A 13,224-nucleotide genomic window follows, 5' to 3' on the forward strand; every position below is an offset into this window, starting at 1 on the left:
CAAAGGGCGATGATTTACATCGCCCTTCTGTTATTGCCAACGCGTTTAGCAGACCTTCGCCATTACCTGCGATGGGCCAACCTGCCATGCAAAGGTGCCACTGCTGCCATCCGCAGCCAGCTCAACATTGGCAATGGCCGAGGTAGCAAACATGGGTGGACATTCGCCCGGGCACAGTTCGGCCACTAAATAACCGACCAACGGCAGGTGGGAAACCACCAGCACCGCGCCGACCCCTTCTTTTGCCAATACCTGCAAATAGCAGCTCACCAACCCGGCATCCCCACCCGGCGTCAGTTCGGGCAGGGTTTCTGCACCTTCCGGCAGCGTTAACGCTTCGCGAACCGCTTCCAGCGTCTGTTCAGCACGCAGATAAGGGCTGACCAGAACGCGTTCAATATCCACAGACTGGGCATTCAACCAGGCCGCCATCTGACGCGACTCCTCACGGCCACACTCAGTAAGAGGTCTTACTGGATCACTGGCTGCCTCAAGTACCGCCTCTCCGTGACGCATAATCAAAACTTGCATATTGCACCGCTGTTGTTGACAAAATAACACCATACAGAAACGCCGAGCGTGCTGTATCGCCGAGTTGCACTCAAGAGCACAAGCCCAAAGCAAAGAGCTTTAACACGATAATGCGCCGTCTCTCTATGGCGGCCGGGCATTTTGCCTGAAAGTTCACGTAAAGAAAACGCTGTTTATTGCACCAACAGTGCTCTAACGTAAATTCATTACCCATATAGCAATCAATTCAACAGGTTGAATTTCAACCTGGCTATGATGAGTTCCCCGATGGTGCTGAGTGATCCGCCATCGGTACGCTACGTTACCTCTCCCCTATCTCCCTGTACAGCATCTGGGATTGCAGGTGTTGCAAGGAGTGATAACGATCACAGTGCGGCCCTGATCAAACTGTAGCGCAAACCGGGCCGCTGTGCTTACCCGACTCACTGCGGATAAAAACGTTCGCCCTGCTCAGCCATACGCTGCAAGCGTTCGCACGGTGCAAAGTGTTCACCATACTGTTGCTGAAGAGATCGCAGAGTTTTTACCACCTTCTCCGCACCAAGCTGATCCATGTAACGGAAAGGACCACCGAGGAACGGTGGGAAACCGATACCGAATACCGCACCGATATCACCATCACGCGCACTGCGGATCACGCCCTCTTCCAGGCAGCGTGCCGCCTCGTTCAGCATCAGCATGACGCAGCGTTGGGCGATCACCGCATGTTGAATATGGGCCTTGGCGGTGATCCCCAATAGCGTATAAATGCTGCCATCCTCACGTTTGCGCGCCCGGAGTTTGCTTCCCTCTGCCGGATACAGATAAAAACCGCGGCCATTCTTACGCCCTTTACGGCCATCTTTCAGCACCGCATCAAACGCTGCCGGTGCGGCAAAGCGTGGCCCCAGCTCTGCGGTCAGGATCGGGGTAATCTTGGTGCCGACGTCGATCCCTACTTCATCCAACAGCATGATTGGCCCGACCGGGAAGCCGAAGTCCACCAGCGCTTTATCCAGGGATTCGATCGGCTCACCTTGCAGCAAACAACGCGCCGCCTCATTAATATAAGGGGCCAGAATGCGGTTGACGTAAAAGCCGGCGCGATCGGCCACCACAATCGCCGTTTTACCCTGTTTTTGCGCCAATGCCACGGTGGTGGCAATGGTTTCCTCACTGGTGGTGGCGTGTGGGATCACTTCCACCAACGGCATTTTATCTACTGGGCTGAAGTAATGCAGGCCGATAACCTGCTGTGGTCTGGCCGCTTTGGCGGCTATCTGGCTGATTGGCAGCGATGAGGTATTGGAGGCAAAAACGGTATGCGGTGCCGCATGCTGTTCAATGTCTGCCACCATCTGCTGCTTGAGGGCGATATCTTCAAACACCGCTTCAACCACAATATCAACGCGTTCAAAACCGCTGTAATCGGTTGAACCGGAGATCAGCATCATCTGCTTTTGCCGCTCTGCCGGGTGCATGCGCTTGCTGCGTACCCGTTTCCCCAGCAGATCCCAGGTATATTTCAACGCATGGTTGATCCCCTGCTCGTTTACATCTTTGATCCGCACCGGCAAACCGCCACGCGTGGCCGTCACGCAGGCAATGCCGCCGCCCATCAGGCCACCGCCAAGCACGCCAACGCGCTGCAACGTATGCGGTTGTGCATCGCCCCCACGCTCTTTCTTCAAGGCGGTTGACGCAAAAAACAGGCTGCGCAACGCGGCCGACTGTGGCGTCATCGCCAATTCACCGAACGCGCGAGCTTCCGCTTCATAACCGCTGGCGCTGCCCTGATCCAAACCGGTACGGACCACCTGAATAATGCGTTCTGCCGCCGGATAATTACCGTGGGTTTTCTCCAGCGTCTTTTTACGCACAATGCTAAACAGCAGGTTCTTGCCCAATGGGCCGTTGAGCAGGCGCTCCTGCCACGGCAGTTCACGACGGGATTTCCAGCCTTGTTTCACCCGTTCAATGGCGGCCTGCAACAAAATCGACTGAGGCACCGCATCATCTACCAGCCCCATGCGCAGCGCCTGTCGTGCACGAATCTGCTTGCCGGTCAGGATCATATCTAATGCCTGACGCGCGCCGATCAGGCGCGGCAAACGCTGTGTGCCACCCGAGCCCGGCAACAGGCCCAGTTGCACTTCCGGCAGGCCGAGCGCCGTTTTATCATCCAGCGAACACACGCGGCCATGGCAGGCCAATACCAACTCCAGCCCGCCGCCCAAACAAGCCCCGTGAATGGCGGCGATAACCGGCACCGGGAACGCAGCAATCTGTGCCAAGGTGCTCTGCCCTTTTTTGGCCAGCGCTTCGGCCTCTTTGGCACTCGTGCAGGCGGCAATCATGGTGATATCGGCACCCGCAATGAAGGAGTCCGGTTTGCCAGACAGGATCACCAGCCCTTCCAGCGCCGGAAACTGCTGAGCTTTGAGCAGCACTTCATTGACCTGCTCGACAAACTCCGCCTTCAGCGTATTCACCTTTTCCCCTGGCACATCAATGGTGATCACGCCGATATTGTCTGGGCGCAGGATCAGATGAAATGCCGACGTTTTGACGCGCTGTTCATGCAGTGCATTCTCGAAGCTCATCACTCCACCTCCACAATCATCGCCGCACCCAACCCACCCGCCGCGCAGGCCGTCGCCAGCCCCAGGCCGCCGCCGCGCCGTTTGAGCTCATGTAGCATCTGAGTAATCATGCGTGCTCCGGTAGCCGCAAACGGATGTCCATAGGCAATCGAGCCACCCAGCACGTTGAATTTTTCCATATCCACTTCACCAATCGCCTGGTCACGCCCCAGTTTTTGCTGGGCAAACTCAGCGCTGGCAAACATTTTCAGGTTAGCCAGCGTTTGCGCGGCAAAAGCTTCGTGCATATCAATCAAAGTGAGATCCGCCAGAGTAATCCCGGCACGATCCAGCGCCAGCGGTGTGGCATAAGAGGGGCCAAGTAGCATATCTTCCCATACGTCAATGGCCGCAAAGGCAAAGCTGCGTAAGTAGCCCAGCGGCTCCAGCCCAAGTTCTTTGGCGCGGGATTCGCTCATCAGCAACACGGCTGCGGCTCCGTCAGTCAATGGAGTGCTGTTGGCTGCGGTTACGCTGCCATGTTTACGGTCAAATGCCGGTTTCAGCCGGGCATAGGATTCCAGGCTGGAATCTTTGCGAACGTTGTTGTCTTCAGCAATCGGCGTTTTATAGGGGGGAACGTAGGCCGTCATCACTTCATCGTGCAGCAACCCCTGCTCCCAGGCTTTGGCAGCCAGCTGATGCGAGCGGTGGGCCAGCGCATCCTGCTGTTCGCGGGTGATGCCATGGGTTTTTGCCATTTGCTCGGCGGTATCCCCCATGCGCAGGCCGGTAGAATACTCGGCTACTGCCGGTGGTACCGGCATCAAATCGCGGAATTTAAGCTTGCTGAACAGCTTCAGGCGTTGCGATAGGGTACGTGCCTTGTTGACGTCCACCAGCGTGCGCGCCAGCGCCTTGCTGACGCCGATCGGCAGCACCGAAGAGGAATCAGCCCCACCGGCAATGCCGATGCTGATACTGCCAGCCATGATGCTTTCCGCCACGTTGGCAATCGCCTGGAAGCTAGTGGCGCAGGCGCGCGAAACGCTATAGGCATCGGTATGCACACTCATGCCGGTACCGAGCACGATCTCCCGCGCAATGTTAGGCGCTTCTGGCATTTGCACCACTTGACCAAACACCAGTTGTTCGATCAACGCCGGATCAATCCCCGTACGGGCCAGTAATTCACTCACCGCCGTTTTGCCGAGATCGACCGCCGGAATACCGTGATAAGCGGTCGCCTGTTTGGCGAAAGGGGTACGTAATCCATTAACGATGGCGATACGATCGCCATTGCGGGTAACCAACGGCAGTGCCTTACTCATAAACGCTCCTGAAGATAGGCCGTCAACACAACGGGCAAAAAGAGGTCTGACCTGATGGAGTCATTGTTAACCGAATGTTTATATTTGGCAAACTAACAGAAGTGAAAACTGGGAGCGGGAGCAACTTTCCGGCTGAGGGGGGTAAAACAACCTGCGCAAGCAACGTTGCGCAGGTTTGCAAGGCAATTAACGCAGGCCGAGTTGGAAGATCAAGGTTTCAGCCTGGCAGGCGAAAGTAAAATCAATATCCAACTGCACGCCGCCGTTAACCGGTTTAATGCTGCTGCTGATATCACAAGGATCCGATTCAACGCCACGCGCCTTTTCGGTCAAGGCTGCCAGCGTTTGCTCTGCATCCTGCTGACTGGCAAATACCCGGCTGTAGGAAGCGGTGCAATCGGTATTATCCATAATGGTGCCAACATCCATACAGCAACAGGCTGCGGTTTCCTGCGTACTGCATTTATTAATTGCATCTGACATGTTTAAAATCTCCTCACGGGCTGCATCAAACTCGCCCCAAAAGCCATTGATGATCTGGCGCAAGTAAATAAAATACTGTGGTTATTTTACGCCTCGGGCAGTCCAATCACTAGCCTTACTTTTTGTAAGTGCTTCAAGGGCTGAAAAACACAGAATAGAAATCGCTGTCTGCTAAGAAATAGTAAAAGTTTCATTACTCTTTCGCTTTTTTTGTAATGCAGATCTCTTTTTTGATATCATTTTCGAAATAAATGCCAAACAAACTTGCAACAACACAACAGGTCGGACCTATAATTCAGTCACTGGTCTGATTTGTCTAATTGCGAACAGACCTCTACAATTATTTTTCATTGTTACCCTGTGTAACATAGTTTAAATAAAAATATAAAATGAGGTTTTGGTCATGAGCCAGAAAAACCTGTTCACTAAATCAGCTCTTGCAGTTGCAGTGGCGATTATCTCTTCAAACGTATATGCCGCAGGATTCCAACTGAATGAGTTCTCATCAGTCGGTTTAGGGCGTGCTTATTCTGGCGAAGGCGCAATGGCAGATTCAGCAGCCTCTGCAAGCCGTAACCCAGCTACCATGATGATGTTTGACCGCCCAACTCTCTCTGCTGGCGCAGTCTTCATTAATCCAAACGTTGATATCAGCGGCAAATCCCCTACCGGTGCCAGCCTTGATGCGAAAAATATTGCGCCAACTGCCTGGGTGCCGAACCTGCACTATATCCAGCCGCTGAATGAGCAATGGGCCGTAAGTGGTTCCGTGATCAGTAACTACGGTTTGGCCACAGAATTCAGCGACAGTTACACCGCAGGCCCTTACGGGGGTAAAACCGATCTCACCACCATCAACCTGAACCTCAGTACGGCTTACCGTCTGAATCAGAACTTCAGCTTCGGGTTAGGTTTTAACGCGGTTAACGCCGATGCAAAACTTGAGCGCCGTGCTGGTGAGAGTTTGCTGAGTAGGGGTATTCCCGCAAATACAAAGATTTCCAAGCTGGAAGGCAACCGCTGGGGTTATGGCTGGAATGCCGGTCTGCTGTATGAAATCGACGAAAATAACCGCTATGGCTTCACCTATCGTTCAAAAGTGAAGATTAGCTTCGATGGCGATTACTCAAGTGATCTGCCTTCAGCCTTCAACCCAGCTCAATCGGTCACTGGTTTACCATGGGGTACCAATGGCAACACCATCCCTGGTTCACTGGATCTGAATCTGCCAGAAATGTGGGAAGTTTCAGGTTATAACAAAGTGGCACCGCAGTGGGCTATCCATTACAGCATGGCTTACAACTCTTGGAGCCAGTTCCAGGAATTGAAAGCTACCGGTAATAATGGGCAAACGCTGTTCTATAAGCACGAAGGCTTCCGCGATGCCTACCGCATGGCGCTGGGTACCACGTATTTCTATGACGATAACTGGACCTTCCGTACCGGTGTCGCCTTCGACCAAAGCCCGGTTCCTGCTGCCAACCGTTCTATCTCAATCCCGGATCAGAACCGAACCTGGTTCAGCTTGGGTACCACCTACGCCTTCAACAAAGATGCCTCTGTTGACGTTGGTCTCGCCTATATGCACGGCCAGAAAGTGACCATTCACGAAGGCCCATATACCTTCGATTCTGAAGGTACCGCCTGGTTGTCTGGTGCTAACTTCAACTACAGTTTCTAATCGATTTAGCCATACTAAAAAGCGCCTGCAACGGCGCTTTTTTTATGTCTTTTTTATAAAAAAACCCGCAATAAAGCGGGTTTCCGTAATAAAAAAGAGGCTTATTTCGATGAGTCGATCTCGTCCAAATCACCCTGAATTGCCTTGGCATTCGGGTTTTCTTGTGGCTTGAGTGCGCCACCGCTGGCCTTGAAATCATGACGCTGGAAGTAGGCTTCGCGCGTCAGCACGTAAGGATCGGAAGAGTTTCGCAGCAGGCCATCGGAATCCAGCAACCGTGCACGGGTTTCCACTCCTTCCACCGCCCACTTACCTGCCGACATCCAGAAGGTCAGATAGCTTAACATCGGATAAACGCTATCTGCCCAGTCACCACCGTCTTCACGAATGGTAAAACTGCCGTAAACCGGCAGATGCACATATGGGCCGTAACCCACGCCGTAGTTGCCCAGCGTACCGCCAAAACGACGAGCATCGACACGCGCCAGTTTCGGGTTTGCCATGCCAGCCACATCGATCAACCCGCCCATCCCCAGCAGGGTGTTCAGGAAGAAGCGGTTGAAGTGGATCATGCCTTGATACGGGTTCCCACGCAGGAATTCGTTCACCATGCTGGCGGGTTCTTCCAGGTTGGAAGTAAAGTTGCTTAAGCCATTACGTGCAGGCATCGGCACATAATCACGCCATACCACCGCTACTGGGCGAACTACATAAGGATCCATCACGTTGTAGTTAAAGTTAAACATCGCCCGGTTGAACCCTTCAAGGGGATCAGAACGCCCCTGCGGATTGTTGCCAGGTGTACTGGCACAACCCACCAAGAGTACCGTTGCGAAAGCCAGCCCAGTCAGGCGAAAGTTCATATTCTTCTCCATGAAACCCATTCAGTTTTTATCAGGGGACCTGTTTGTCTATCTGGACACTGACCTGCTCTTTGCCGCTAAACTTTTGCAACACACTTTCACCAAACCAATCCCCCGGTTGTGGGGTAACCAGGCCATCTTGTGAAAGACGAACGCGTACCTTCACCTGATGCAGTGCCGAAAGCAGGCGTTCAGGCATCATAGCGTTGCTGTCATCGACAGAAAATGACAGCGGGAAACGGCTCAAAGGCAATTGTTTAACAGCGACCGGCACTGGGCTAGCACCATCAGTAACCGACACGATCAGCGTTCCTTGTTGCGGTAATGCTTTTGTCGCTTCTGGCGACAGTGTGACATTAACAACAAGTTTAACAGTTTCTTCTCCTGCCTGTACTTTTGCTTGTTCAATACTGCGCTTGATCACTTCGCTACGCGGATCGCCAGCCGGTAATAACTTCAGCATCACCTGCCAGGCACCGATCGCCTGCTGATAATTACCCTGCTCAAACGCATTAAACGCCAGCAGGCTGAACACCCGTAGATTGGTATGATCTTCAGCGGCCATTTTGCGCAGCATATCGGTAGCTTGCTGATTATCTTGCGGATCGTTGGAGCGCGTCAACACCTCGGCATAGCCGAGGCGCACATCCATGTTATTCGGATCCAGGCGATAGGCATGGGCGAAAGCCTGCGTCGCGGTGGTGGCATTGTTAAGCGCCATCCCGACGCGGCCAAGCATCATCCAGTCGTTGATATTTCTGTCATCGTCCTGCAACGCGGTGCGTAGCCCCAATCCAAGGCGGGCAATCTCTTCCTGAGTGAGCGGTTGCGCACGCTCATCAGCCACGCGTTTACGCAGTTCAGGCATCTGGGATTCTACTTGATGCCAGACTTGAACCTGAACCAACCCACCGGTTTTCAGATAAAGCCCAACGGCCACCAGCGCCAGCACCAGCACACCGGGCACCAGCGCCCAACGGTTGATGGGCCGCACCCGATCTTCCTGCTGCCCAGGGATATCATTCAGCAGGTTCTGTTGCAGTTCCCTGATCATTTCAGGGCGTTCTGCCACTACGCCCTGCTGTTCATCCTGCTCCAACTCGCTAAGGCGATCCTGATACAATGCCTTGTTCAACGCATCACGGCTGGCCGCCGAACTCTCTTTACTCTGGCGCAGCGCGGGAACCACCAGTAAAGCGGCAGCCCCAACCAACAACACAATAACCATCAGCCAAAAAGCCATCAGGGTTTCTTCCTCTCAGTCTCTTTCAGTAACGCAGCCAAGCGCCGCTGCTCCTGTTCGGAGAAGTCTTCATCACCCGTATCTGCCCGGCGATGGCGGGTACGCAATATCACGACCGCCCCACCGATTAGCACAAACAGCAACGGCCCGATCCACAGGATCAACGTCGCGGGGGTTACCGGCGGTTCATAGGTGACGAAGTTGCCGTAGCGCGCCACCATATAATCAACCACCTGCTGCTTGTTTTGCCCCTGCATCATCAGTTCGTACACTTTGGTGCGCATATCCGCTGCGATAATGGCGTTGGAATCGGCAATGCTGTTGTTCTGGCATTTGGGGCAGCGTAGCTGTTCAGTCAGTTCGCGGTATTGCTGTTCCTGCTCAACCGAATTGAATTGATAGGTGTCGATCGCCGCCGCCGCACTCCAACTCAGCAATGCAGCCAACATCAGCGTCATCAGCCTCATGCATCACCTCCGTACTTGCGGTACAACGGCAAAACTTCCTGCTGCCAGATACGTTCGTTCATGTCCCCGGCGTGGCGATAGCGGATAATACCGTCACCGTCGATCAGGAAAGTTTCCGGCGCGCCATAAACACCGAGATCCAGCCCCAGCATACCGTCACCATCGAACAGGCTGAGGGCGTAAGGATTACCCAACTGATTAAGCCAGGTGATCGCTTTGGCACGATCGTCTTTGTAGTTCAACCCAACGACGCGGACTCCTTGAGCAGCCAGGGTGTTGAGGTATTGATGCTCAGCACGGCAGGTGGGGCACCAGGTCGCCCAAACGTTGAGCAGCATCGGTTTACCGTTACGCAGCACCGCTTGATCGAAGGTTTTGCCGGGCTGCTCCAGCGACTCCAGCTTGAAGGTGGGGACCGGTTTGCCAATCAATGCGGATTCCAGCATGGTCGGGTCTTCCCCCCCGGCGTTACGCGTCAGTTGCACCAGCAATGCCACTACCAGCAGCAGGAACAAGATTAACGGAATAAACAACAGATTACGTCTCATGCCTGTTCCCCCAATTTGGCTTCACGTTTAAGTTTTTTGCTCATGCGATAACGTGGATCAAGAATACACAGCACGCCACCGAGCGCCATAAACACGCCACCGAACCAGATCCAGCGGACAAAAGGTTTGTAGTACAAACGCACCGCCCATGCACCATCTTCCAACTCTTCACCCAATGCGGCATACAGATCGCGCGTCAGGCCGCCGTCGATAGCCGCTTCGGTCATCATGCTGCGCGCCACGCTGTAGTAGCGTTTTTCGGCATGCAATGTGGCCTCTGGCTTGCCGTTGCGCGTTACGTCAATAATCCCGACGCCGCCGGTATAGTTCGAACCACGAATGTCGTGAACGTCACGGAAGGTGAAGCGATAATCATGAATTTCCACGCTATCGCCAGCTTTCATGCGCACATCGCGCTCCACGCTGTAATTCTGGCTGAAAGCGATACCAATCACCGTTACCGCCACGCCCAAGTGGCCTAACACCATGCCCCAGTGGCTGCGGGAAAGCTGTGTTAAGCCCTGCCAGAAACCATGGCGATGAGTGGCGCGCTCATGCAGCTCCATTAACGTCAGCACGATCACCCATACCGCCATCATCAGCCCGACTACCGTCATGCCAGCGATGCTGTCTTGCAACAGCCAAGGCAACAGCATCGACAGCAGCAAGGTCACGACCAACGCGACGCTCAGGCGGCGCCAGAGCTTGCTGGGTTCGTCACGACGCCAGCGCACCAGCGGCCCAATCCCCAACAGCAGCGCCAGCGGGGCCATCAGCCAAGTGAACATGGTATTGAAGAACGGCTCGCCGATAGAAATACTGCCCAGCCCCAGTTGCTTATGCACCAGCGGCAACAGCGTACCCAGCAACACCACCAGCATGGCGGCGATCAGCAGCAGGTTATTGCCCAGCAGGAAGGTTTCCCGCGAGAAGGTTTCGTGCTGCACCCGGCTGCGCACCTGCCCGCCCTTCACCGCATACAGCAGTAGCGAACCACCGATCACCAGCACCAGATAGGCGAGGATAAACATGCCGCGAGCCGGATCGGAGGCAAACGAGTGAACGGAAACCAACACGCCGGAACGCACCAGGAAGGTGCCTAACAGACACAGCGAGAAGGCGGTAATCGCCAGCAGCACCGTCCAGGCTTTGAAAGTACCGCGTTTCTCGGTCACCGCCAACGAGTGGATCAGCGCGGTTCCCGCCAGCCACGGCATAAAGGAAGCGTTTTCCACCGGATCCCAGAACCACCAACCGCCCCAGCCCAGTTCGTAGTAAGCCCAGGCTGAACCCAGCACGATGCCCATGGTGAGGAATACCCAGGCCGCCATGGTCCAAGGGCGTGACCAGCGCGCCCAGGCGGTATCGAGCCGCCCGGCCATCAGCGAAGCAATAGCGAAGGCAAAAGCCACCGAGAAACCAACGTAGCCCATATACAGCAGCGGTGGGTGGAAGATCAGCCCGATATCCTGCAACAACGGGTTGAGATCGCTGCCATCGATCGGGAAGCTCGGTAACGTGCGGGTGAACGGGTTGGAGGTCATGATGATAAACAGCAGGAAACCGGCGGTAATCATCCCCATCACGGACAGCACTCGCGCCACCGCATCTTGCGGCATTGTGCGGCTAAACAGGGCTACCGCCAGCGACCAACAGCTCAGCAATAGTACCCACAGCAGCAACGACCCTTCATGGGCGCCCCAGGTGGCGGCGATCCGGTAATACACCGGCAGTTGCGTATTAGAGTTGGCGGCCACGTAGGCCACGGTAAAATCATTGGTGACAAACGCATGCACCAGGCAGAAAAATGCCAGCGCAATGGCAGCAAACATGCCATAGGTCAACGGGCGGGCGGCCGCCATCAGGCGTTGATCCAGGCGCGCTGCGCCCCATTGCGGATAAATGCTCAGCAGCAGCGAAATCGCCAGCGCCAGACACAGCAGAAAACTCCCGACTTCAGGCATCATGACTTGCTGCTCCCAGCCTGCGGAGTGACATAGGCCTCTGCCGGGCGTTGGTGATTGTCTTTCATCGCCTCCGCCACTTCTGGCGGCGTGTATTTCTCATCGTGCTTAGCCAGCACCTCGCGGGCATTAACCACGTTCCCTTCCCCCAGCACACCCTGCGCCACCACGCCCTGCCCTTCGCGGAACAGATCCGGCAGAATGCCGTCATAGGTGACGTCGATCGCCCCACGGGCGTCGTACACTTTAAAACTCACCTGCAAGCTTTGCTGATCGCGCTTCACCGAGCCCGGCATCACCATGCCGCCAATACGCAACCGTTGCCCGATCTCAGGCTTTTCATGCTTTTCACCTTTACCTTGCAGGATTTCGCCTGGGGTATAGAACAGATCAATATTGGAACGCAGCGCATACAGCACCAGCGTGGAAGTCAGCACCACGCCAATCAACACCACAATGGCCAGATAAAGGCGGCTCTTACGACGTGGATTCACAGTGATTTCCCCCGTTGATCCGCAGACTGCACGGCTGTTGGTTGTTTTGACTGCTGTGACTGGCGAATGCGCCGTTCGCGCGCCTGCCGGCGGCCAACCTCATTCAACAGTTGTTTACGTTGCCAGAGGGTATGCACCAGCAGCCCCAGCAGCGAAAGCAACGTGGCGGCCACGGCCAGCCAGACGTAAAACGCGTATCCCCCCATGGCAAAGAATGCCTGCCAGGAATCGAATGCAGCATTCATGATTGGCGCTCCTTATTGACCAGTTCGGCCACCCACGGGCGCTGACTTTCCTGATTCAGGATCAGGTTGCGCAAGCGCATTAACGTCAGCGTGATAAAGAACAGCAGATAACCGAGGATCGCCCAACGCAGCGGCGTGCGCATGCTGGGCGCGATGCTCTGCTGCATATTGGTCGATCCCTGATGCAGGGTATTCCACCATTCAACAGAGAAATGGATGATCGGAATGTTGACGACACCCACCAGCACCAGGATCCCGGCGGCTCGCCCGGCCAGGCGACGATCGTCAAAGGCGTTATACAGCGCAATAATCCCCATATAGAGGAATAGCAGCACCAGCTCTGAGGTTAGGCGCGCATCCCATACCCACCAGGTGCCCCACATGGGTTTACCCCAGGCGGAACCGGTGACTAGCGCAATAAAGGTAAATATCGCCCCAACCGGTGCCATGGCAGCCACTACGGTATCTGACATTTTCATCTGCCAGACCAGGCCGATAAAAGCGGCGATCGCCATCGAGGCGTAGATCCCCATCGACCACATCGCCGCTGGCACATGGATATACATGATGCGGAAGCTATCGCCCTGTTGATAATCTTTCGGCGCGAAACCAAAGCCCCACACCCAGCCGATCAGCAGGCAAGCCGCCCCGGCAATCCCCAGCCAGGGAACCCAGCGGCCACAGACATGGTACAACCGTTCGGGCCGAGCAAATTGATGTAACCATTTCCACATTGTCGTTATCGCTCAAGGTCAAAGGTTCATTCGAAGGCCACTCTCTAGAGGAATGACGCAAATTTTTTGTGCGGATAGC

At 54.9% G+C, this 13,224-nt stretch carries 13 protein-coding genes; 1 reads left to right on the forward strand and 12 read right to left on the reverse strand.

All coding sequences use genetic code 11. The annotated features are described in order from the left end of the window. Positions 1-45: 45 nt before the first annotated feature. From sixA to AC2A1E_RS09410, 4 genes are all read right to left on the reverse strand, one after another. The gene (gene sixA / locus AC2A1E_RS09395; RefSeq protein ID WP_484383515.1) at positions 46-531 is read right to left on the reverse strand and encodes a phosphohistidine phosphatase SixA; all 486 of its coding nucleotides are present in this window, start codon (positions 529-531) and stop codon (positions 46-48) included. Between the two features lie 422 nt (positions 532-953). After that, complete coding sequence (gene fadJ / locus AC2A1E_RS09400) at positions 954-3,113, reverse strand: fatty acid oxidation complex subunit alpha FadJ (RefSeq protein WP_484383516.1); 2,160 nt, start codon at positions 3,111-3,113, stop codon at positions 954-956. Further along, on the reverse strand, positions 3,113-4,423 hold the full coding sequence (gene fadI, locus AC2A1E_RS09405; RefSeq protein ID WP_484383517.1) for an acetyl-CoA C-acyltransferase FadI: 1,311 nt from the start codon (positions 4,421-4,423) through the stop codon (positions 3,113-3,115). Before fadI ends, fadJ begins: the two co-directional genes overlap by 1 nt. A 186-nt stretch (positions 4,424-4,609) precedes the next feature. Continuing rightward, positions 4,610-4,906, reverse strand: a complete 297-nt coding sequence (locus tag AC2A1E_RS09410) for a YfcZ/YiiS family protein (RefSeq protein WP_459401941.1) — start codon at positions 4,904-4,906, stop codon at positions 4,610-4,612. A gap of 403 nt (positions 4,907-5,309) precedes the next feature. On the opposite strand from AC2A1E_RS09410, the gene fadL reads away from it, so the two are divergent. Continuing rightward, positions 5,310-6,587 (forward strand): long-chain fatty acid transporter FadL, encoded by a 1,278-nt coding sequence (fadL, locus tag AC2A1E_RS09415; RefSeq protein ID WP_484383518.1) that lies wholly within the window; start codon positions 5,310-5,312, stop codon positions 6,585-6,587. A 101-nt stretch (positions 6,588-6,688) separates the two neighbouring features. On the opposite strand, the gene mlaA is transcribed toward fadL, so the two are convergent. The 8 genes from mlaA to AC2A1E_RS09455 are packed head-to-tail and all read right to left on the reverse strand — an operon-like array spanning position 6,689 to position 13,145. Beyond that, positions 6,689-7,450: a phospholipid-binding lipoprotein MlaA gene (mlaA, locus tag AC2A1E_RS09420; RefSeq protein WP_484383519.1), complete on the reverse strand. Its 762-nt coding sequence runs from the start codon at positions 7,448-7,450 to the stop codon at positions 6,689-6,691. Between the two features lie 31 nt (positions 7,451-7,481). Continuing rightward, on the reverse strand, positions 7,482-8,693 hold the full coding sequence (gene ccmI / locus AC2A1E_RS09425; protein ID WP_484383520.1) for a c-type cytochrome biogenesis protein CcmI: 1,212 nt from the start codon (positions 8,691-8,693) through the stop codon (positions 7,482-7,484). After that, a complete protein-coding gene (locus AC2A1E_RS09430; RefSeq protein WP_484383521.1) occupies positions 8,693-9,160 on the reverse strand; it encodes a cytochrome c-type biogenesis protein in 468 nt (155 codons plus the stop codon). Before AC2A1E_RS09430 ends, ccmI begins: the two co-directional genes overlap by 1 nt. Then, positions 9,157-9,708 carry a DsbE family thiol:disulfide interchange protein gene (locus AC2A1E_RS09435; protein ID WP_484383522.1) on the reverse strand — a complete coding sequence of 184 codons (552 nt, stop codon included), beginning with the start codon at positions 9,706-9,708 and terminating at the stop codon, positions 9,157-9,159. The genes AC2A1E_RS09430 and AC2A1E_RS09435 overlap by 4 nt, the downstream gene beginning before the upstream one ends. Further along, entirely contained in the window at positions 9,705-11,675 is a 1,971-nt protein-coding gene (locus tag AC2A1E_RS09440) for a heme lyase CcmF/NrfE family subunit (RefSeq protein WP_484383523.1), read from the reverse strand. Before AC2A1E_RS09440 ends, AC2A1E_RS09435 begins: the two co-directional genes overlap by 4 nt. Continuing rightward, positions 11,672-12,166 (reverse strand): cytochrome c maturation protein CcmE, encoded by a 495-nt coding sequence (gene ccmE / locus AC2A1E_RS09445; protein WP_473187884.1) that lies wholly within the window; start codon positions 12,164-12,166, stop codon positions 11,672-11,674. Before ccmE ends, AC2A1E_RS09440 begins: the two co-directional genes overlap by 4 nt. After that, positions 12,163-12,411: a heme exporter protein CcmD gene (gene ccmD / locus AC2A1E_RS09450; protein WP_473187885.1), complete on the reverse strand. Its 249-nt coding sequence runs from the start codon at positions 12,409-12,411 to the stop codon at positions 12,163-12,165. Before ccmD ends, ccmE begins: the two co-directional genes overlap by 4 nt. Then, on the reverse strand, positions 12,408-13,145 hold the full coding sequence (locus AC2A1E_RS09455) for a heme ABC transporter permease (protein ID WP_459401932.1): 738 nt from the start codon (positions 13,143-13,145) through the stop codon (positions 12,408-12,410). Before AC2A1E_RS09455 ends, ccmD begins: the two co-directional genes overlap by 4 nt. Between the last annotated feature and the right edge of the window lie 79 nt (positions 13,146-13,224).

This window comes from Serratia sp. HNCC26DJ206 (assembly GCF_057180605.1).

What these genes read in the sequence shown, in the direction of transcription:
- ccmD (WP_473187885.1), bottom strand. Translation starts at nt 12,411, where the DNA reads ATGAATGCTGCATTCGATTCCTGGCAGGCATTCTTTGCCATGGGGGGA.
- fadL (WP_484383518.1), top strand. Translation starts at nt 5,310, where the DNA reads ATGAGCCAGAAAAACCTGTTCACTAAATCAGCTCTTGCAGTTGCAGTG.
- ccmI (WP_484383520.1), bottom strand. Translation starts at nt 8,693, where the DNA reads ATGGCTTTTTGGCTGATGGTTATTGTGTTGTTGGTTGGGGCTGCCGCT.
- fadI (WP_484383517.1), bottom strand. Translation starts at nt 4,423, where the DNA reads ATGAGTAAGGCACTGCCGTTGGTTACCCGCAATGGCGATCGTATCGCC.
- AC2A1E_RS09410 (WP_459401941.1), bottom strand. Translation starts at nt 4,906, where the DNA reads ATGTCAGATGCAATTAATAAATGCAGTACGCAGGAAACCGCAGCCTGT.
- AC2A1E_RS09440 (WP_484383523.1), bottom strand. Translation starts at nt 11,675, where the DNA reads ATGATGCCTGAAGTCGGGAGTTTTCTGCTGTGTCTGGCGCTGGCGATT.
- AC2A1E_RS09430 (WP_484383521.1), bottom strand. Translation starts at nt 9,160, where the DNA reads ATGAGGCTGATGACGCTGATGTTGGCTGCATTGCTGAGTTGGAGTGCG.
- AC2A1E_RS09455 (WP_459401932.1), bottom strand. Translation starts at nt 13,145, where the DNA reads ATGTGGAAATGGTTACATCAATTTGCTCGGCCCGAACGGTTGTACCAT.
- AC2A1E_RS09435 (WP_484383522.1), bottom strand. Translation starts at nt 9,708, where the DNA reads ATGAGACGTAATCTGTTGTTTATTCCGTTAATCTTGTTCCTGCTGCTG.
- mlaA (WP_484383519.1), bottom strand. Translation starts at nt 7,450, where the DNA reads ATGAACTTTCGCCTGACTGGGCTGGCTTTCGCAACGGTACTCTTGGTG.
- fadJ (WP_484383516.1), bottom strand. Translation starts at nt 3,113, where the DNA reads ATGAGCTTCGAGAATGCACTGCATGAACAGCGCGTCAAAACGTCGGCA.
- sixA (WP_484383515.1), bottom strand. Translation starts at nt 531, where the DNA reads ATGCAAGTTTTGATTATGCGTCACGGAGAGGCGGTACTTGAGGCAGCC.